Source organism: Erythrobacter neustonensis, from assembly GCF_001663175.1.
GTDB classification, from domain to species: Bacteria; Pseudomonadota; Alphaproteobacteria; order Sphingomonadales; family Sphingomonadaceae; genus Erythrobacter; species Erythrobacter neustonensis.
The window spans coordinates 1600378-1620479 of record NZ_CP016033.1 but is presented as its reverse complement, the minus strand read 5'-3'; the positions used below and the strand labels follow the sequence as shown (position 1 = coordinate 1620479).

Annotated in this window: 14 protein-coding genes; 7 read left to right on the top strand and 7 right to left on the bottom strand. The window is 62.3% G+C overall.

Annotated features, from left to right (window positions below; genetic code table 11):
- Positions 1 to 7: 7 nt before the first annotated feature.
- The 4 genes from A9D12_RS07500 to A9D12_RS07485 form a co-directional block, all read right to left on the bottom strand.
- The gene (locus A9D12_RS07500) at positions 8 to 1939 is read right to left on the bottom strand and encodes a TonB-dependent receptor family protein (RefSeq protein WP_068350725.1); all 1932 of its coding nucleotides are present in this window, start codon (positions 1937 to 1939) and stop codon (positions 8 to 10) included.
- On the bottom strand, positions 1939 to 2667 hold the full coding sequence (locus tag A9D12_RS14495) for a tyrosine-type recombinase/integrase (protein ID WP_231889568.1): 729 nt from the start codon (positions 2665 to 2667) through the stop codon (positions 1939 to 1941). The genes A9D12_RS07500 and A9D12_RS14495 overlap by 1 nt, the downstream gene beginning before the upstream one ends.
- A gap of 102 nt (positions 2668 to 2769) precedes the next feature.
- Complete coding sequence (locus A9D12_RS15025; RefSeq protein WP_231889567.1) at positions 2770 to 3054, bottom strand: Arm DNA-binding domain-containing protein; 285 nt, start codon at positions 3052 to 3054, stop codon at positions 2770 to 2772.
- A 716-nt stretch (positions 3055 to 3770) separates the two neighbouring features.
- The gene (locus A9D12_RS07485; RefSeq protein WP_068350723.1) at positions 3771 to 5972 is read right to left on the bottom strand and encodes a hypothetical protein; all 2202 of its coding nucleotides are present in this window, start codon (positions 5970 to 5972) and stop codon (positions 3771 to 3773) included.
- Positions 5973 to 6113: 141 nt separating this feature from the next.
- Between A9D12_RS07485 and A9D12_RS07480 the strand changes: the two genes are divergently transcribed.
- Positions 6114 to 7199 (top strand): DUF3800 domain-containing protein, encoded by a 1086-nt coding sequence (locus A9D12_RS07480; protein WP_197489789.1) that lies wholly within the window; start codon positions 6114 to 6116, stop codon positions 7197 to 7199.
- 306 nt (positions 7200 to 7505) lie between these two features.
- Here A9D12_RS07480 and rtcR read toward each other — a convergent pair whose 3' ends face one another.
- Positions 7506 to 9116, bottom strand: a complete 1611-nt coding sequence (gene rtcR, locus A9D12_RS07475; RefSeq protein ID WP_068350721.1) for an RNA repair transcriptional activator RtcR — start codon at positions 9114 to 9116, stop codon at positions 7506 to 7508.
- 255 nt (positions 9117 to 9371) lie between these two features.
- Here rtcR and A9D12_RS07470 point away from each other — a divergent pair, with 255 nt between their 5' ends.
- Together A9D12_RS07470 and rtcA are read left to right on the top strand one after the other, a co-directional pair.
- Positions 9372 to 10592, top strand: coding sequence for an RtcB family protein (locus A9D12_RS07470; RefSeq protein WP_068350720.1), 1221 nt, complete (start codon positions 9372 to 9374; stop codon positions 10590 to 10592).
- 37 nt (positions 10593 to 10629) lie between these two features.
- Positions 10630 to 11646 carry an RNA 3'-terminal phosphate cyclase gene (rtcA, locus tag A9D12_RS07465; protein ID WP_068350719.1) on the top strand — a complete coding sequence of 339 codons (1017 nt, stop codon included), beginning with the start codon at positions 10630 to 10632 and terminating at the stop codon, positions 11644 to 11646.
- A 230-nt stretch (positions 11647 to 11876) separates the two neighbouring features.
- Here the strand turns inward: rtcA and A9D12_RS07460 are convergent, their stop codons facing one another.
- Positions 11877 to 13631, bottom strand: coding sequence for a hypothetical protein (locus A9D12_RS07460; protein WP_156522826.1), 1755 nt, complete (start codon positions 13629 to 13631; stop codon positions 11877 to 11879).
- 534 nt (positions 13632 to 14165) lie between these two features.
- On the opposite strand from A9D12_RS07460, the gene A9D12_RS14875 reads away from it, so the two are divergent.
- From A9D12_RS14875 to A9D12_RS07445, 4 genes are all read left to right on the top strand, one after another.
- Entirely contained in the window at positions 14166 to 14321 is a 156-nt protein-coding gene (locus A9D12_RS14875) for a hypothetical protein (RefSeq protein ID WP_197489788.1), read from the top strand.
- A 474-nt stretch (positions 14322 to 14795) separates the two neighbouring features.
- Positions 14796 to 15194, top strand: a complete 399-nt coding sequence (locus A9D12_RS07455) for a hypothetical protein (protein ID WP_068350717.1) — start codon at positions 14796 to 14798, stop codon at positions 15192 to 15194.
- A 72-nt stretch (positions 15195 to 15266) separates the two neighbouring features.
- The gene (locus A9D12_RS07450) at positions 15267 to 15866 is read left to right on the top strand and encodes a hypothetical protein (RefSeq protein ID WP_068350716.1); all 600 of its coding nucleotides are present in this window, start codon (positions 15267 to 15269) and stop codon (positions 15864 to 15866) included.
- Between the two features lie 86 nt (positions 15867 to 15952).
- Complete coding sequence (locus A9D12_RS07445; protein WP_197489787.1) at positions 15953 to 16693, top strand: 3'-5' exonuclease family protein; 741 nt, start codon at positions 15953 to 15955, stop codon at positions 16691 to 16693.
- 403 nt (positions 16694 to 17096) lie between these two features.
- Here A9D12_RS07445 and A9D12_RS07440 read toward each other — a convergent pair whose 3' ends face one another.
- Positions 17097 to 20099 (bottom strand): type III restriction-modification system endonuclease, encoded by a 3003-nt coding sequence (locus A9D12_RS07440; protein ID WP_068350714.1) that lies wholly within the window; start codon positions 20097 to 20099, stop codon positions 17097 to 17099.
- Positions 20100 to 20102: the final 3 nt, after the last annotated feature.

Genomic DNA, 20102 nt, shown 5'->3' with positions numbered 1-20102 from the left:
GCCTCCCTCAGAACCGCGCGCGCAGGCCGCCAAAGACAGCGCGGCCCTGCCCGGGGGTGTAGATCGCCTCGTTGGTGAGGCGCTGGTTGGCGTTGGTGGTGACGTTGGAGATGAACACCTCGTCGAACAGGTTCTCGACCGATCCGAACAGCTCGATCCCCTCGGTCAGCGTGACCCCGGCGGTGATCTGGACAGTTTCGTAGCCGGGAGCCCTCTCGGTGTTGGCATAGTCCGCCAACGGGCCATCAGGGATCCAGCGCAGGGTGGTGGAGAGGTAGAACCTGTCCACTTGATCGAACCGCGCCTCGGCGATCAGCACATGGCGCGGCACCCCGGCAAGCTGGTTATCGCCATAGACCGCGTCATCATCGAAGGCGAAGTCGTTGAAGGTATAGGCCGCGCTCAGCCGCAGGGCCTGACCGTTCTTCTCCAGCGTCGCCTTGAAGGGCCGCACATCGAGCCCGAATTCGAGCCCCTGATGCACGGTCTTGTCGGCATTGGCCGTCACCGTCACCAGTCCGCGCGCGCCCGGCACGGCGAGGTCGAGAAACTCGTTCTCCAGCTCCGCCCGGTAAAGCGCGACGTCCCACGAGACGATCCCCGCCTGCCCGCGCGTGCCCACTTCGAACACGGTCGCTCGCTGGGGGTCCAATGGCGCGAAGGGGAAGGCTCCGCCACTGGTGAGATCGGCAAGGCTGGGCGCTTCGAAGCTGCGGCTGATGTTGCCGAAGAACTGGATGTCCTCGGCTGCATCCACCAGCAGGCCGACGCGCGGGTTGAACTGGTCATACTCGCCCCGGCCCGTCACCGCATTGAGGATTGCGGTCACATCGCGGGTGGCGCGGGCATATTGTCCGCCTGCAATCAGAGTGACGGCGTCGGTCGGCCCGAGATCGGCCTGGCCATAGACCGTCAGCGTGTCCGAATCCTGATCCGAGCGCGTCCGTAGCGCGCCGCGCGCGCCCGAATTGTTGGCGGAGGTCTTCGCGTCATTGCTGGAGAAGGCATAGATCGCCCCCACCTGCCAACGAGTCTGGTCGGCGAGGAAAGGGAGACTGCCGGAGAGGCGCGTCGAGACACCAACCTCATCCTTGCCCTGCACGATGATCCCGGCAAAGCGGGTGATCGCGTGGTCGAGATTGCTGCGTGTATACCATGCGCCGAACTCAAGATCAGTGCTGCCCAAGTCGATAATGGTCAGATTCGACACGCAGTAGACATCGAGGTTGCGATCCCAGTCATCCACGACCGGGCCGGGGTCGAGCACGGTCACCAGCCCGCCGGGGAAGAACGGCCCCGCCGTCACCGGGCGGCCTGCCGCGTGTGGATTTGCGAGCGCGTCTGCAAGGCGCAAGCTGCCTGCCAGCTCGAAATTGTCCGACAGCGCGGTGACGTAGAAGCGGGTCTCGATATTGTCCGACACCCGCCATCCGAGGTTGCCGTGGCCATAGAGGCTGCGCACCTCGCTGTGCTCGCGGTAGCCATCGCTGGTCAGCCCGGTGAGCCCGCCCCAGTAATCGACATCGCCGCTCTTGCCCGAGAGCGAGGCATTGCCGCGGAAGGTGGAGAAGCTGCCACCCTCGGCACGCAGGGCAATCGGCGCGCGGGCGGTGCGCCCGGTCGGGCTGACGATATTGACCGCCCCGCCCAGCGATGCCGCCCCGTAGCGCAGCCCGTTGGCGCCCTTGAACACCTCCATGTAGCGCACCGTCAGCGGATCGACCTCCTGAAACTCGGTCGCGCCCGATGCGCGGCTGATCGGCACCCCGTCGCGCAGCACGGTGAGGCCGCGCCGTTCGAAGCTGGAATTGAGGCCCGACCCACGGATCGAGATACGGCTTTCACGCGGGGCACTGGTGTCGGCGAAGACACCGGGGGTTAGCTCCAGCGCATCCCCGATCGACTGAGCGAATATGTCGGCAAAGCCCTCGTCCTTCACTAGGCCGCGCGGACTCTGTCGCTGTCGCCGTGGGCCAATGCCCGCTGAATTGCGTCGGGGTGCCACTTGCCACTTTCGTTGAGGAGGGTTGAGGCCATGGCGCGGAAGCCGTGGGCGGTCATCTCGTCGGTGGAGTAGCCCAATCGGCGCAGGCCTGCGTTGATCGTGTTGTCGCTCATCGGGCGCTTGCGGGAGCGGATCGAGGGGAAGACGTAGCCGTCGGGACCGGTCAGGGCACGGAGGCCCTCCAGGATCGCAATCGACTGGCGTGAGAGCGGGACGAGGTGATCCTTGCGCATCTTGGTCTTGCCCGCCGGGATGGTCCACAGCGCCCCTTCGAGATCGAATTCGTTCCATTCTGCGTGGCGCAGCTCGCCGGGGCGAACGAAGACATGCGGGGCCAGTTGCATCGCCAGCTTGGTGATCGGCTGACCTTCGTAACCGTCGATGGCGCGCAGCAGTTCGCCCGCGCGCGCCGGATCGATGATCGCGCCGTAGTGGGTGACCGTCGGCGCGGTCAGCGCACCGCGCAGGTCGCGGGTTGGATCAGACTTGAGGCGGGCGGTTGCCACTGCATAGCGGAACACCGCTCCAGCCAGTTGCAGGGTGCGGCGGGCACTTTCTAACTGGCCCTTGCGCTCAATCTTGCGAACGGCAATCAAGACGTCAGCGGGTTCAATATCCGTGATGGGTAGCTTGCCGATCGATCCCTTGAGCAACGACAGCAAATACTCGCATCGCGTCGCCGTGCTGACCGCTCAGGCCTTTTGACCATCACGCCTGCGCTTTTGGCAGAATTCGGCGGCGATGGCGTCAAAGGTAGTTTCGGCCTAGATGCGCGACCGCACTTTCTCGCGCTGCTTCTCGCGGCCGGGATCCTTGCCGACAGCGACCAACTCGCGGGCGGCATCACGCTTGCGCCGCGCCTCCGCGAGACCAACCTGAGGATAGATGCTGATCGCCAGCTTCTTCTCTTTGCCGTCGATGCGATATTTGACCCGCCAAAGCTTGCCGCCGGACGGCTGCACCAGCAGGAACAGGCCGAGAGTGTCGCCCACCTTGTAGGGCCTATCGCGCGGTTTGGCGTTCCGGATCGCAACGTCTGTCAGCGGCATGGCCCTCGGTCCTTTCCCAGCTCGTGGTCCCCACGTGGGGGCCAGTCCAAATGCCCGAAATGCCTTGGCCCCGCGATGTGGCCCCCAAGGGCCCCGGATGCAGCAGGAAGAATAGGGACATTCTCGGACGACCGAGGGTCCAAATCCCTCGGATTTTCAAGGGTTTTATAGACTTTCTGGGGCTGTTTGGGAAGGGAGGGCTGGAGCGGGTGAAGGGATTCCAATCCTCATTTCAACCCACCTGAAAACCTCAGAAAACCAAGGGTTTTTGGTGCCTGTGAGAGGGAATGTATCCTGCTGTGTGAGAAGGTCAAGGACCAGCTTTTTACACCCGGTTCGATTCCGGATTTTCGTTTCGCAACGCGACCAAGCCGCCGTCAGCCTGGCCCCCGGCGCATCGAATATGAGCCCGTCTGCCAAGAAGACCCGGCCAACCGACAAGAGCCCTTCTGATGCGAGCTACTTCGGGGTGTTGCATGGGCGAATTGGCGGGTGGTGGGACAAAGCCGTCGTAAGTACGCAACCTCTCGAACGGCAGCTCCGGTCCGCAACGGACATTCGACGAACATCCGCTCTCGTTGAAAGAGCATCGGAACTGGGCCGGTAGCAGGACGGCAGTGTTCAGGCGGTCGAGTGAGGAAAGTGGCGGGGATTAGGCTTGGAGCCGTGATCACCCAGTAAGTAGTCCGATCACAATCCTTTTGGCTGGCCTCCTGTTAAACTTCTCTGACGACGCCACTGGCAGTCCTTTGTCTGCCCATCACGCCGATGAAGTCATATGCTTCACCCGACTTAGGAACGAACCAGTAGACTGCCAAAAGCGAGTTCTGTCCTCCCTGTTCGAATGCGCTTTTCGCTGCGTATTGGAGGTTAGCCTCGAACTGCTCAGGCGAGTCGGGCGCACCGACACTCACGGAGATAGTGTCGAGCCGGAACCTAGATCCGAACGACACTCCGGAAGTGAAGAACTTGCCAGGATCCCGAGAGACTGCCTGCATGCCCTTTTGGTATAGGCGCTCGACACGGCGCTGGACGTTCACATTGGCGTTGAGCAGTCGATGCCCAAGACGGATCCAGCCCACCTCCCGCTTCTGCTCGAGCGACACGAGCATACCTGTCCAGAAGCCGGTCCGCTGCATCTGAACAGAAAGTGTCCCCTCTGCCCTACGGGCCGAATATTCCGGGGTAAGCCTAAGCGAAGCCCCATACCATTCGAGGCGGGTGCCGTCGAATTCGGCCTCACCAATGTTAAATTGATGTTCTTGATAAACCGCGAGGAGGTCGAGCTCATCAGCCGTGTAAACGGCGTTGCGCTCCAATTCGGCGCGACGGGCGAGATAATGACAGCGCTCGATCTCGAGTGAAAGCGTCTCGAACACGGTTTCAAGGTCGAAGACGGTCATTGAGGGTGCGATGTCGAGCTCGGCCGGCACGAAACCCGCGCGGGCAAGCTGCGGCCAGTGCGAGGAGAGCGGCCCGACAGGATCCTGCAAGATGTTTACTCGGATGACCGCCCGTATGGCGCCTGCATCAATCGTGAAGGGGCCTTGGGCAGTGTCGAATTGGAGCGGATCGTCTGCGTTGTTGACCCGCGCTTTGAAGCGCAGCGACTGGCGTGACGGCTTGACTACAAGCTCCTTTAGGGCGTCTTTCAGGCTGTTGACGGCGCCTCGACGCGCCGCCGAGCTGATCTTCGCCGATTTGGCCTCGAACACTAGGACGGTCTTGTCGATCACTGCAACAAGGTCGGACTCCCAAGTTGTGATCCCGCCATCCTCGCTCCACTTCACCTTCTCGCGCACTTGGGCGCTTGGCAGGAAGCGTCGGACGACATCCGCGAGTTGCTCTTCGAGCAGGTCCGCTCTCGCCTTCTCGGCCTTTTCTTTAAGCGTTAAGTTAATGCCGCACAAATCCTCGAGAATCTCGCTCATCTGGACGCCAAGAATATGAGGCACTGGGCAAAAGAAGCTTTTGGCGTCGAGCTCGATGAACGGCCTCATGCGCACGGGATTGTCGAGATGGAGGCGTTCAAGCGCCGAGTTGTCAACCTCACCGAACCGCAGGGCGCATCGGCGTAGGAGGCAGATCAGAGCATCCCGTTCTTTCGTCGGTGTCTCGCCGACCAAGTCCTCATAGCGCAGCGTAAACGCGCCGCTAAGCCGTTGCTCGAACCGGTTTATCAGCAGCGCGGTGACGTGATCACGATCATAGCGATACGGCATAGCAGCCGTCGAGATCTCGGCAGCCATTGTGTCGTCTAGACCCTCAACGAAGGCGTGGATCATTGCGATGCCAGATTTCTTGCGAACCCAGCGGCGGAGGGATGCGCGCTCGGCTTGGAGACGTTCCTCTACAAGATCGTAGAATCGTCCGATCGCCTGAACCCAACTGGTAGCCGTGCAGCCATGATGATGGTGGAAGGAAGCATCCACGATCTTTGCAAGCGCAAAGGCGTAGCGACGTGTTTGGAATTCATGCCGAGCGCCGCGAACCGCTAGCGTCCAGCTCTGTATCAGTGCGAGCAGGCGTGTGCGCTCATCATGCGCTTGGTCGCCGTTCAGTTTCAGCTTGGTGCGATCACGATACGCAGCCACATTGCGCCCGATCAGGTTGAGCACCCTGGACGTGATCGCCGGATAGTCGGTGTCGGCCTCTCCTCCGCCCCGCGCCGTCGACAGTGCAAGCGCCTGGATCAGTTCGAGGTGGGAAAGTTCAACACCTTCCTTCCCGACCTGTTCGGGGCGGTCGGGACCGCGCATAAGCAGGTGAAAGCCGGCACGGGCTAAGACCTCTACGGCATCGGCGGCCACTATCGACTCGACGAGCTCCCGCAGGGTTTCATCAAATGTCTCGGCGGCGATTTTGCCATCGCGATGCGCGCGCGCGAGTTCTTCGGCGCTGGTGATGTTCGTAGCCATGCCAGGAAGCTAATAGATCGGGTTCCCCCTCGCCACATGCGAATGCAGCGATTCGGGCCATCGACACAAGCAGCGTATCTCTCAACGGATCTGGCGGAGCGAGACCTTCCGCAATGGCGGCTCGTTACCCACATCATGCGCATGACGACGATCTACATCGATGAGTCCGGCTACACGGGCGACGACCTATACAATCCCGACCAACCGTTCTTCACTATCGCATCGTCGCTGATCGACGACGAAGAAGCCGCAGCTATCCTGCGCCGGTGCTTCCCGCGCTACCAAGGGGCGGAGTTCAAGTTCGGCAACATCTGGAAGCGCGACACCCATCGGAACGGCCTGCGCTCACTGTCAGGCGAGATCCCGGCCATCGCCGACCGGCTGTTCCTCTACATCATCGACAAGCGCTTCTCGTTGATCGTCAAGATGTTCGACTATCTGCTGGAACCCATTTTCACCGCAGGTGGCTACGACTATTACGGCAACGGCTATGCCCGCCGATACATGAACACGATCCACCGCGATCTCCGCCGCTTCGGCGGGGAGTCGCTATACGACGAGACAGCCAGCCGCTGGGATGCGTTCGCTCGCGCGCCCAAGCGAGATACCATGAATGCACTGCGCACGCACCTCACGCAGACTGCGAACAGTACCAAGCACCCGATATCGACGGTCTTCACTATGCTCGCTGAGGCCGCTAGGACGTTCGAGATCTCCAATCCCGACCTGGAGACGTTCAAGGACAGCAGCGAAATCCAACTCACCGCAGTCGTGTCAACCGTCGTGCACTGGCGGCAGCAGAGGCCCGAAGACTTCCACGTCGTGCATGACGAATCCAGCAACTTCCTTCGGCAACGCGATGTGTGGGAGACGATCCTGCGCGACGAATGCGAACCCGGCCCCGTGATAATGGGCGACGGGACGAGTGTCGAATTCCCGCTCCGCGTGCGCTCCACCACCGCCGTGCGGTCGCATGACTCTGCGGCGGTTCAGCTGTGTGACGTAATCGCCGGTCTCGGCGCAAAGGCGGCGCTGTCTTTCGACGAGCGCGGCAAGGACCCGTTCGTGATGGAGCTGATCCAGCTCGGCGCCGGTGAACTTACGCACAACGGTGTGCGCCCGCACCAAGACTATGCCGACGAACCTATGCCACGCCGGACTGGACCAGACATGCTCGATCAAATGGTCAGCCTGCTGGAGCCCCTGCATCGGCGCCGCGGCAACTGATCACCGTTGCGCTTTTGACGATCAACGCCGTAGAGGTATATCGCTGATCTCGACTAGCTGATCCCAACGCCCAACGCCCTGACGCTTCAGCTCGCGCTCGAGGGCGTCCTTGATCGTCTCGGGTATCAACGCGGCTGCGATCAACGCCGATGCGGACTGACGTAGCGGGCATCAGCCTTGATGGTCGTGGCGAGTAATGAGCATTTGCGCAGCTGCCCATAGTCCGCTTGCGGCGTGAGCTGTCGTTCCGATTACGTCGTCGGAACGGCGTATGTTGGGTCGGGAGGCGCCGCTCCCTAAGTTGGCCTACACTTCAGAGGAACGCTGCAGAACCTGCACACTGTCGAAGCTGAGCCCGAACCGCGCGAGATACTTGCGCAGGCGATCGGCGTCGTTGGTCGAGCTGCGGCGCTGGCGCGAGGCGGCGAACAAAGTGCGTCCTGCCTCCGACAGGCTCGCGCTCCGGCGGCAAACGCGCACGACCGCCAGGAGCTGCGCGCGGTCGAATGGATCGAGGCTCGCCAGTTCCGCAGTGCCGAGGACGTCAGCAAGGACGTCGGGCTCGCCCGATGCGCCCTTCGACCACAGCAGCCTGAGCCGCGCGATTTCCTGATCGACGGTCGCCATGTCGATCCGTCCTGCAGGCGCGAGAGTCGCCATGCGCGTGACGCTCGCTGACAGGTCACGGAAATTGCCCCGCCAAAGGGCGGCAGGGCTGGTGGCGAAGGCGAGATAGGCTTCGCGCGCCTCCTTGTTGAAGGTAACCCGCAGGTCCTGCGCCGCGGCGAAGCGCTCCATCTCGTATTCGAGGTTGGGTTCGATATCCTCGGGCCGTTCGGCCAAGCTGGGCAGGCGGAAGGTCCAGAGGTTGAGGCGCGCGAAGAGGTCCTCGCGAAAACGCCCCGCCGTGACCTCGGCGAGCACCTCGCGGTTGGTCCCGGCGATAAGTTGGAAGCGGCTCGTCACCTCCTTGTCGGCGCCCAGGGGCAGGAAGCGCCCCTCCTCGACCGCGCGCAGGATCATCGCCTGTTCGTCGAGGCCGAGCTCGCCGATCTCGTCGAGGAACAGCATTCCGCCGTCCGCGCTGCGCAGCAGCCCTGGGCGATCGGCCATTGCGCCGGTGAAAGCGCCCTTGCGGTGCCCGAACAGCGCCGACATCGCGCTGTCGCCTTTGAGCGTTGCGCAGTTCACCTCCACGAACGGGCCGGACAGGCGATGGCGGCTGGCCTTCAATTCGTAGATGCGCCGCGCGAGCTGGCTCTTGCCCGCGCCGGTCGGCCCCATCAGCAGCATGGGCGCGGCGCTGCGCGAGGCGACCTGTTCGATCTCGGCAATCATACTGTTGAAGGCGGCGTTGCGCGTCGCGATCCCGCTCTTTAGCAGGGAGGCGCTGTCCTGCTGGGCTTCGGCAAAGCGGCGCGCGATGCTGTCGTAGCGCGACAGGTTTAGGTCGATAGCGTTCCAAGTCCCCACCGGATCGGGCATTCCGCGCGTCGGCTGGGTTTGGAGCAGCTTGCCGGGGATGAAGCGCGCTTCGGCCAGCAGGAACAGGCAGATCTGCGCGACGTGTGTGCCGGTGGTGATGTGAACGAGGTAATCCTCCGCCTCCGGGTCGAAGGCAAAGCCTTGCGCGAAATCGAGAAGCCCAGTGTAGACCTCCTCGAAGTCCCATGCGTCGTCGAAGTGGACGAGGTGCGGTTCGACCTTCGTCTCGGGCGAAACCGAGGCGATGTCGGCGGTGATAAAGCGGGCGAGGTCTGAGTGTTTCGCACCGTGCAGCAGCACGAGGCGATCGACCCTCAAATCCTGATGCATGCACAGGCCCACGGTGGGGCGCCACTTGTGCCAGCGCGAGGAATCGCGCTTGCTGGCGTCAAGCGTGCTGCCGAGGAAGCCGATCACTGTGGTGCGTGCCATTGCTATCCTATAGGATAAATGCTGATAGAATGCGATAGGAATTCGCGACAGGCCGGAAAGAAGTCCGCATCGGGAATTTCGCTAAAAAATGTTCTATGTCAGAGATATAGACGACAATTTGCAGCCACTCAGTGGTTTGGCACGCGCGCTGCTATGTCATGAGCGCCGGGTCGGTCGAACAGCCCGGCAGCGACGAGGCCGGGGTGGCCGGAATGGGCCGGCCACCCCAAGACCTCTGCCACAAGGATTGGAACAATGACCGGATACGAACTGCACGAAGTCGAAGGCGGCGCGCCGATCAAGGCGTGGACTCGCGGCGTTCCGGTTGACGACAAGGCGCGCGCCCAGCTCGCCCGGGCGGCGCAAATGCCCTTCATCTTCAAGCACGTCGCGGCCATGCCGGACGTGCATGTCGGGATCGGGGCGACCGTCGGATCGGTGATCCCCACCAAGGGCGCCGTGATCCCCGCCGCCGTCGGTGTCGACATCGGCTGCGGGATGATGGCCGCGCGCACCTCGCTTATGGCGAGCGACCTGCCGGACAACCTCGAAGGTATCCGCTCGGCGATCGAGCGCGCGGTGCCGCATGGGCGCTCCTCGGGGCGCGGTGGACGTGACAAGGGTGCCTGGGGCGATCCGCCGTCCGAGGTGATCGAAGCCTGGGCAACGCTGGTGCGCCGGTTCGACCGCATCGTGGCGAAATATCCGCGGCTCGAACGCACCAACCATCTGGTGCATTTGGGCACGCTCGGGACGGGCAACCACTTCATCGAACTGTGCCTCGACGAGGCGCAAGCTGTGTGGGTGATGCTCCATTCCGGCAGCCGCGGGGTGGGGAACGCCATCGGGACGTTCTTCATCGAGCTTGCCAAGCAGGACATGCGCAAGTGGCACATCAACCTGCCCGACGCGGACCTCGCCTACTTCCCGGAAGGGACCGACCACTTCGACGACTATGTTGAGGCGGTCGAGTGGGCGCAAGACTTCGCGCGGCTGAACCGCCAGGTGATGATGACCCACGTCATAGCCGCCCTGCGGTCGCAGATCGCCAAGCCCTTCGAGGCGGCGTGCGAGGCGGTGAACTGCCACCACAACTACGTGACGCGCGAGAACCACTTCGGAGAGAACGTGCTCGTTACCCGCAAAGGGGCGGTGCGTGCGGCCAAGGGCACGCTGGGGATCATCCCGGGCTCGATGGGGGCGAAAAGCTTCATCGTGCGCGGGCTGGGCAACCCCGACAGCTTCGACAGCTGCTCGCACGGGGCGGGACGCATCATGTCGCGCACCGAAGCCAAGAAGCTGGTCACGCTCGACGAGCACATCGCCGACACGGCGGGCATCGCCTGCCGCAAGGACGAAGGCGTGATCGACGAAACACCGCGCGCCTACAAGCCGATCGAGAAAGTGATGGCCGCACAGGCCGATCTGGTCGAAATCGTGCATATGCTGAAGCAGGTGGTGTGCGTGAAGGGGTGATCCCCTTGACGCATGCGCCAGACCAAGAAGAACGAAAATGATCATCATCGACGGCTCCGAGGGCGAAGGCGGCGGGCAGGTGCTGCGCTATGCCTGCGCGCTTTCGCTCCTCACCGGAGAGCCTTTCACCATCGAGAAGATCCGCGCGGGCCGCGATCAGCCGGGGCTGATGCGCCAGCACATGACCGCGATCGAGGCCGCGTGCGCGGTCGGCGGTGCGCAGTGCGAGGGGCTGGAGCTCGGCTCAAACCGGATCACCTTCCGTCCCGGCTCGGTGCAGCCCGGCGAATACCGCTTTGCCGTGGGCACGGCGGGATCGACCGCGCTCGTCCTTCAGACGCTGCTGGTGCCCTTGGCTCTCGCTGGCGCCCCCTCGCATCTCGTGATCGAGGGCGGCACTCATGCGGCCATGGCACCGCCGTTCGAGTTCATGGCGCGCTGCTTCCTGCCGGTGTTCGAGCGGATGGGGCCGCGCGTCTCCGCGACCATCAAGCGCCACGGCTTCTTCCCGCGCGGGGGCGGCCGCATCGAGATCGAGATCGAACCCGCACCGCTTCGTCGCATCGAATGCCATGAACGCGGGGCACCGCTCGCGCAGTCCGGCACCGTGCTGTTCGCCTCGCTCGACGAAGGTATCGCTCAGCGCATCCGCAAGGCGGCGATGAAGGCGCTGCCCGGCTGGGAGCCCGACAGCATCACGCTGCGCCAGCTTCCTGCCGATCAGGGGCCTGGGGTGGCGATGCTGCTCGAGGCTCCCTTCGAGCACGTCACCGAGGTGGTCTCGGGCTTCGGCAAGCTTGGCCTGTCCGCCGAGAAGATCGGGGCGACCGCAGGCAAGCGCATGGCGGGCTACGAGGCATCAGGGGCCTTCGCCGGCCCCTACCTCCAGGACCAGCTCCTGCTGCCCATGGCGATCGCCGGAGGGGGCGCGTTCACCAGCGTGAAGATCAGCGATCACACGCGCACTGCGGCGACGCTCATCGAGCGGTTCACCGGCCGCACGACGATCTTCGTGCAAGACGAGCGTGGACGACATGTTGTCCGGGTGGGGTGACCATCTGTCCAAGCGCTTGAGGAACAAGCGCGGGGCCGCATACGGCCGTGCGCCCCTACATCGTCCCGACCCTTCTGCGCTGGCACGCGACGAGGCCTTGGCAGCGCCCCTCTGGCAAGATTCGGAAGGCTTGATCGCTGGACGGATCCGAGCTTCCGCGTTCTTGATAGCTTTCCACCCAACTCCCGTCATAAGCGGCGCTATCGCTCGGACCAAAAGCGGACAATCATCTACACGATCGACGCGTCAATCGATCCCGTGTTCATCCGCAGCAATCGCAAATACCCGTGGTTGCCGAGACCGACATCATGTCCTTCCACACCATGGAAGAAACCGTCCGGCCACAACCGATCAAGTTGCGGGTTGCGCATCCGGCCTAGCACCAGGAACAGCCAGAACCGTGCCACGTGCTCCCGAGCCAAGGGCGATATCTGGGCCGCTTCGTCGTAGCCCAACACTTTCGACAGATGCACGTGTACCGCATGCTTCATGACCTCATAGGCCTGAACCGGATCACCGTTAGTCCCGTTCAGAACGGCAGGCCGCAAATGCGCAGGGCCCGTGCCCGCAGCATCCCATGCCGCCAAACTGCGCAGCTCCGCCTCGGTGGCTCCCACGATCTCGCCATACCGCGCCATCGACGCATAAGGCGGTAGCATCCCAGATATCGCGCCAGTGCCAGGCATTGCTAAGTCAAATGCATTATTCAACCGCGGCAAAATGCTGGAGGGGCCCCTCATCTGCACCAGCGCATAATCGCCGGCTACCGCCTCGTATCGCAGCCATGCCGCATCAGGAAGAACGCCATTGATCAGCGTGGCAATTGCCATGCTGTAACGGTCGCGCTCCTCGATGCGAGCCATGTATGAGTTATTAAGCGGAGAAGGCTCCCGCCGGTCGAACTGGCTGTACATTGCATCGAATCGAATCAAGTCTTCGAGACCGGCGATAACCGCGAGACAGTCCGGGCGGGCTTCATCAGGCTTGGGGTCGGTTGCCGTCTTTGCCCCAAAGTCACCAGCAAAGAATGCTTCGGCCATGCGTCCTGATGAAAGATCGCTCACGGCTGAGCCGCCGCTTGGAGACCACTCATCAGGCACAACGTCAGATGTGCCCTCGATCATCACCGCGGTTTCCGAATCCTCGTCAATCGGCACCTGCGAGTTCGCGTCTAGGTCACCGTCGTAGAACTCGCGGTCGATATTCGCTGCCAGCCTGTCACCTAGGCGGTCAAACATCTCGCTGGCGTTTTCGGGCGACTTTCCGTGCTGCTCGAGAACCTTTCTGATATCACGTACGATGTCCTTACCCTTCGATCTGATCGAAAGCCGATCGAAACCGGTGCTTTCAATCATTCGCGCTATTTCGAGCGTCCATTCAGGTGGCGATGCAATGGCCTTTTCCTCGAGCCGTCGAGCGGCTTCGAGGCGATCGACAATCTGCAGGTGAAGAGCCATTTGCTCGTCGATCTTGTCGATCATCCGCGTGATCATCTCACCTGAGAGCAACGCCATTTTCGCCAGCTCATCAGCATCGTTCGGTACGACGTCAAACAGCTCCGAAGTTATCTTCACACGCTGATTGATTTTGAGCCGGCTGCGAAACTCAGGGTAGGTGAAGCGGGGTAACGATCGAAGCTTGGCCTCAACCGTTTCCTTCATCCGCGTGAGGCGCTCTTCCGCAGTCGCACCCAGCAAAGCATGCTCGGATGGTATCTGCGACATTCGCATACGATGATAAAGCTCAATCGCCTCATCATCGTCCAGCCCGAGCCAAGCCATGAACCTCTCACGTTTCCTGGCATCCCTCGCATACTCGGACTTCGCCTTGGCCAAGCCAGAAAGCGAACCGTCATCGATGTCGTCAGCTGATGCAGCGGAGCCTGAAGCGTGATCGTCCCTCGTCGAATCTACCGGAGATGCGGAATTCGAGGCAGCATCGCGGTGCGAGCTATCCGGTGTCTCGGGAGTGGTCTCAGGTTCCATAGCTCGACTTTCCAAGGCTCAAATCCGAGTTCAGCTTATACCCTGAACCCCTACGTGAATGATGCGAGAAACGTGCAATCCGACCCATGTGCGGGGCAAAGGCGACCAATATCGGGGTCGGCTACGTTATCCAGCAACGGCATCAGCTCACAAATATGTGATGCTGAAAACGGATTTTGCCATAGCTTCTCATCACAAGTCCAACGATAAATGACGAATGATGCGAGAAACGTACATTTTGGGCTGTTTCGGCTTAAACGACCTTGAGGAATTACGCGTTAAACGTGCTGACCCGGTATTGGCCTACCGCTATTTTTGACAGAATGATGCAGGAAACGTGCGTGGAGTTATGGCGATTCTGAGCTCAAGCCGCGGTTTGAGAATGATGCCAATAACGTGCAAACTCGCCGTCTGAGGCATTTTCTGAAAATGATGCGGAAAACGTGTCTTCCGCTATTGATGGCTCGGATTCTTTATCAAGAACGATGCCGAAAGCGTGCATCCGGCGCAAATTTCGAACGCATCGAATTCAGAATGATCCAAGAAATCGACATTCTTAAGTCTGAAGCGGTCGCGCTCGGTCACGCCTACGGCTATAAAACCTCACATTTTGCATACGATGCGGAAAACGTGCAGGGCATTTTTTGCCCAAAACGTCCATTTTGTGGCTCCAATGCCCAAAATTTTTAGGCGCAATACCGCAAACACATCCGCAGGGGCAGATGTGTTTGCAGGCGCAATACCACAAAGGTGTATGCACTACTCGCATACACCTTTGTGGCGCCCCTTCGCAGGCTCCGGGGGTGTAGCCCCAGGCAGTGTCCGGCAGAGCCAGGACGTGGAGCGGCCTTCGCGAGGCCTTGGACGCTCCGCTAGGGTTGTCTGAAACTTCCGATAACGGCGCGACTGCCGAAGCAGCCAGCGTGGCAAGGCGCGCGACCGAGACCTCCGGCGCGCAAGGGTATGGTCGTCAGGGGAAGCAGGGCGGGTGATCCGCCCGGATGAGAGGAAAAGGTCCTTTCGCGTGGCGGGTCCACATCGAAAGGACAGAAGATGAATTTGAACCACCCTGAGGTCGCTCTGCATCGAGCCTTGGCTGCAGCCTTGGCAAAGTTGATGGGCCTACCGCCGGCTCCTGTCGGCACGCACTTTCGCATAGCGGCCATGCTGGTCGACGAAGGTGACGGAACCTTCAATAGCCTAGTGCGAGCTGCGGGCGCGGCCGGCGTCGACTATCTCGTTGCCGTGAGCGAGCGGCAGCGCAGTGGTGCGATCCGGCGCTATCTCTCTCTGATCACGACCGTCGGCAAGGTCACGATTGCACGGACGGTCGAGCCGGCCCGGTTTGGCCCCGGACAGGGGGTGGTCCTCGTATCAGCGGATCACCGTCACGGCTGGCGGCTCGAAAGCGGCAAGCTGATCACGGCGCCGCTGCCCGAGGAATGCGAGATCGAGCGTGGCATCGAAGCGGTGGTAGGCGAGGTTGATGACCTTCTCGCCGAGCTGGCACCATACTCCGCTGTGACACTGCCATCAGCAGTGCCGTCGTCCGCGGCGCACTGACCTCAACCACACCTTCGAAAATCTGCGGCGGTGCCCTCCGGGTGCCGCCGTTCTTGTATCTGGAGAATACCCATGAATACCTTTGACTTCCCACCAGCCGTCACCTGCGCGCTGTCCATCATCCGCGACTGCACAGAACTGGCGCCCGCCAGCCGAGCCGTTGCCGCCGGTGCCTTCGTCGTCACCGATGACGAGGAAGCCACCACCTTGGACGTCCGCACGGCCGTCGTCCTGCCCGCACTTTCGCGTCAGGCTGCGATCGAGCACATCGCGGCGATGATCCCGCCGGGCGCGCGGGTCATCATGCGGGCACCTCGACTGCCGCGCGGGCTTATTCGCCATCTGTCACGGGGGCGGCCCATGCCGGTACCCACCGATGCGCAGGTGCTGGCCGCCATCAGGCCAGATGCCGACGTACGTCCTGTCACGGTGCCCGAGGAAGCGATGGCAGCGGTGGCGAGGCAATATGGCATCCGGCGCGCGGGTAGGGACGACATCACGGCGGAGCAGGCCCGCTGCTGCGATGCGGAGGCGCAGGCCCTCTACCTCGTCCACCTTTTCTCGAGCCCAAACATGCACGAGCGAACCCGGATCGCCGCAGCTTATCAGGCATGGTCCGCATTGCAGCGCGCACGCCCTCTCGGCGCATTCGGCCCCACGGAGATGTTCTAATGACCGACCACACTTCCGATACTCTGCCTGCCGAGCACGATGCAAACCTTCGCCATCGGACAAATGCGCTTGGCGAAGAAGCCGCAATGTTCCTCGCCCATCGAGCCTGTGCCAGCCCATGGCAGCGCGTGATCATCTGCGATTTCGAGTATCTCTACGATACCGACGCGTTCAAGCGCTATCAGGTCGCGGAAAGCGATCCCACGCAAGGCTTCGTTCGGTGGCCGTTCCACCGCATCGTGGCAGGCGCATGGTGCATGCTGACGATCTCACCGGACATGGACCGGCCTGTCCTCACCCATGCCGAAGCAATCACGAACCGCCCCGAAGCGGACATCGTCAGCGCCTTCTTCACCATGTGTGCGACGTTCCAGGATGCCCGGCTCGTAAGCTGGGGCGGGGAAACCAAGGATTTCCTCTGCCTCAAGCGCGCCGCGATCGAGCGAGGGATGATCCTGCCTCCGCAGCTGCGCGATCCGGCACCGTTTGCACGCACGCGACTGGATCTGGCGAGCGCTGTGCGCTCGCTGGGTCACTACGTCCACCTGCCGGAGTTCTGCGAGGCGATCGGCGTGGTGTCGAAGCCCATGCCTTCCAAGGACATCTCACTCGCGATTCGGCACGGCGCATGGGACCATGTTGAGACCCAGGTGGTGGCCGACGTCTGCACAATCGCGCAGGTCGCATGGCGCTACTTCCTTGCGACCGGATCGGCGCCTGGCTTCCCGGATGCTGGTGACGAAGCGGTTGTCACCGCACTTGCCGAACGGTTTCCGACCAATGCTTGGCTCTCGAAGCTGACGAGACCGAAGCAATTGGCGGCATGACATGATGGACCCCGGCGAACGCGTCGGGGTCCACACCCCTCGGATAGAGCGGAGTGTTGTGTGTGCGACAGCTTGCGCCACTTCCGACGGATTATCACGGTATGCGTGCCTGCAGCTACGCCGCCGCCTCAAGTGCACCGCGCAATCAGTGTGCAAGCCGCTGTGCGTTGATGGGATAATTGATCCTGACCTGCTTCAGGATTTCGCGGCATAGCGTCTTTTCACGTGGCTATCCCAGCGGGTGCGTATCCGGGGCACAGGCGTCACGGCCTCGATAGGGGCAGCAAGCACGCCCGTGCTTCCATGCGCAAGGTGCTAATGCGTGAAATCCAGCGCATCTGGCCGAACGACGATGAACATTTCGGCCGAGATTGACCAAATCCCTCTCGTCTGGCGGACAACATCACACCTGGCTGAGAATGCCGTCCAGATTCGTCGCCGTTACAAATGGCACCTCAAGTGCGGCGAAATGCGCCTTGCCACAAGCGATTTGCGCCTTCTCAGCCTCTCGTAGCGTGTTCAAGTCACCCTTACTCTCACTCACCAGGTAGACGTCTTCCCGGTCCTCATACTCGCGCACGATCGCCCAGTCGGGGTTGTATGTGCCCAGAGGCGTCGTAACCTTGAAGCCCTGTGGAAGCTTGGCGAACACCTTGATCGCGCCGCTGATGTCGAGCGCCTGCGCAATCGCTGCTTCGATGTTCGAGTCAGTCACGATGTGGTCGAGCGGGGCATGGGCCACCTGCACCATGCGGTCGAGCGGAACCTCCTCCTCCTCGCGGAACAGGTCCTGTGCCCACCAGTCGTCCAACGGCTTGTAGACGATCCCGTCCGTCATCATCAGACGCTTTCCGGCCTGGATGATCGCAGCCGCGGCGTCGACGAAGGCCGACGGATTGATCGTCGCGTCTTCGAGCCGACCGGATTGAACAAGAATTTCCGCGATCACCTTGCGCGGCAGCTCTGTCCGGTTCTGCAGCTCGCCGAGCAGATCGGGCAGGTCGAGCTTGGCCGTGACAAGACGCTGCGGTGCCGACGTGCTCCGCTTCTCGCCGGTCACGCCCTCTCGGCCAATCAGCATGTCGGCCAATTCGAAGGTCACCCGGGCCTCACCCGGTCGAGGCATGTCCGCAAGCGCATTCGCACATCGCGCCACAAGGGCGGCATCGTCGAACTTGAGGCGGTAGGTCGTCTTCCGGCTGATCCGCTTCCACAGCTGCTGGAAGTCATGCCCCTCCAGCACGGCGAGATTGAATTTGACCTGCCCTTTCGCGCGCGCATCGCGGACGGGAAGCTTACGCGTGATCCGGGTCAGGCGTTCACGGACCAGCTTGCGAGCTTCTTCCGGCAGATCATCCGGCAGCGGGACGGTATTGGTTGCGAGCGCAGTTCGCAGCTCTTCCTTGGCCTTGCCGTTGTCCTCGATCAGCCCGGCCTTCAGCAGCCCCTCGAAGATGGCGCGGCTGTCGCGCACCTTGAGCGTGCCGACCTCGCCGCCCGGCATCGGGTAGGTCAGCCCGGCGAACAGGTCCTCGGTCACCAGCCCCAGCTTGACCTTCAGCTCCTTCTCCATCTCGCGCTGAAGCCCCTCGGCGTATTCGGAGAAGCTTTCCTGCGCCACCACGGTCAGGACATTCAGGCCCTCATCGCGCCGCCGTTGCCCGTGCTTGTCCACACAGAGCCGCAGCCCGCGGCCGATCGATTGCCGGCGCCGGGTCTCCGACGACATCTCCCGCAGGCTGCAGATCTGGAACACGTTCGGGTTGTCCCAGCCTTCCCGCAGGGCCGAGTGGGAGAACAGGAATCGCAGCGGCTCGGCCTCGTCGAGCAGCTTTTCCTTATCCTTCATGATCAGATCGAAGGTGCGCTCTGCCTCTTCCCGCGAGCGCGCGTTGGACAGCTCCCCGGCCTCATTCAACGACGGCTCGGTGAAGCGCCCGTTCTTGTCCTGTGAGAAGTAGCCCCCATGCGCGGTTGCGGCGTTCGCGGGCACCTTGGAGAACAGGGTCTGGTATTTCGGCAGGGCAGCGAGCTTCGCGTATTCTTCCTCGAATGCGATCGCCAGCGGGCCGGGCGAGGCATTGCCCTGCTCGTCATACAGGCGGTAGTCCTTCACCGCCTCCACGAAGAACAGGCTCAGCGTCTTGATGCCGAGCGGACCGTTCCGCAGCTCCTTGTCGAAATGATGCTCAATGGTCTGGCGGATCATCGCCCGTGCCAGGGACGCCTGGTCGACATCGCCCCAGCTTTCGCCGACCGCCAGCGTCTCCACGCCGTGGCCTGGCACCATCAGCTGCATCGTCCCTGCGCTGCGGCCCATCTTCTGGATGATGCCGATGCGGTAGTCGTTATAGATCGTGCGCCCGCCGGAGATGTGCGTGTCCGACAGCACGTCATTATCGCCGACCCATACCGACCTGCGCGAGACCGAACCCGCCTGCTGCCTGGCAATTTCGATTCGCGCGCGCGGGAGCTGGCCCTTGCGCACTTCGACCTCGAGCAGCCTCACATAGGGGCTGTTCTCCGCGTCCTGAATTCGGGCACCGTCGACCTCGATCGACTTCACCAGTCCCCGGTCGTGGGCGTCGAACGCGTCCAGGCGGTAGATGGGGTGGAAGGCGAATTCATGGGTCGCCGAATAACCGATGGTCGCCAGCGGCTCCATTGCCCGCATGATCTTGCGCCCGGCGCTGTCCGCTGTCCGCCCCGTCGATTGCGGTTCGTCCACGATCAGGATCGGGCGCGTGCTCTTCACCCATTCCACGCCCGGAATGTCGCGCGTCTGCTCGCGCGCCTGCTGGAATACCGCCGCCTTCGAACCCAGCGATTGCACCGTCGCGATCATCACCCGGATCGACGAGGACGAGGCGAAGTCGATGATGCGCGACAGGTCCGAGCTGTCATAGACGAAGCTTTCGAACGGCACCCCGTCATACAGCTGGCGGAAGTGGTCGCGGGTCTGCTGGATCGTCTTCTTCACCCCCTCGCGGATCGCGACCGAGGGCACCACGATCACGAACTTGGTGAAGCCATAGCGCCGGTTCAGCTCGAAGATCGTGCGCAGGTAGACATAGGTCTTGCCCGTCCCCGTCTCCATTTCGACGGTGAAGTCCATGCCATAGTCGCCCTCACCGCTGCGCTTGTCGCCCTTCACCTCGAGCTCGGGCGAGAGCGGCAGGGCGTTGCGCTCCTGCACCGCGTGGAGGTTCGCCAGCACCTGTTCGGGCAGCAGGTCGAAGCGGTTGGCGTAGCCGAGCAGCTTCTCGTTGTATTCGAGCTCGCCCGCGATCTGGCCGGGGGCGATGGTGAACAGCGACTGGCGCTCCTGCTGTCCGGCGAACAGGTCCACCACCGCGTCGATCGCGGCCTTCTGGTGCGCAAGGTCGGGTTCGAAGACGAACTTCATGGT

Coding starts and splice junctions, on each gene's coding strand:
- A9D12_RS15025 (WP_231889567.1), bottom strand. CDS start 3,054: ATGCCGCTGACAGACGTTGCGATCCGGAACGCCAAACCGCGCGATAGG.
- A9D12_RS07485 (WP_068350723.1), bottom strand. CDS start 5,972: ATGGCTACGAACATCACCAGCGCCGAAGAACTCGCGCGCGCGCATCGC.
- A9D12_RS07480 (WP_197489789.1), top strand. CDS start 6,114: ATGACGACGATCTACATCGATGAGTCCGGCTACACGGGCGACGACCTA.
- rtcR (WP_068350721.1), bottom strand. CDS start 9,116: ATGGCACGCACCACAGTGATCGGCTTCCTCGGCAGCACGCTTGACGCC.
- A9D12_RS07470 (WP_068350720.1), top strand. CDS start 9,372: ATGACCGGATACGAACTGCACGAAGTCGAAGGCGGCGCGCCGATCAAG.
- rtcA (WP_068350719.1), top strand. CDS start 10,630: ATGATCATCATCGACGGCTCCGAGGGCGAAGGCGGCGGGCAGGTGCTG.
- A9D12_RS07460 (WP_156522826.1), bottom strand. CDS start 13,631: ATGGAACCTGAGACCACTCCCGAGACACCGGATAGCTCGCACCGCGAT.
- A9D12_RS14875 (WP_197489788.1), top strand. CDS start 14,166: ATGATCCAAGAAATCGACATTCTTAAGTCTGAAGCGGTCGCGCTCGGT.
- A9D12_RS07455 (WP_068350717.1), top strand. CDS start 14,796: ATGCTGGTCGACGAAGGTGACGGAACCTTCAATAGCCTAGTGCGAGCT.
- A9D12_RS07450 (WP_068350716.1), top strand. CDS start 15,267: ATGAATACCTTTGACTTCCCACCAGCCGTCACCTGCGCGCTGTCCATC.
- A9D12_RS07445 (WP_197489787.1), top strand. CDS start 15,953: ATGTTCCTCGCCCATCGAGCCTGTGCCAGCCCATGGCAGCGCGTGATC.
- A9D12_RS07440 (WP_068350714.1), bottom strand. CDS start 20,099: ATGAAGTTCGTCTTCGAACCCGACCTTGCGCACCAGAAGGCCGCGATC.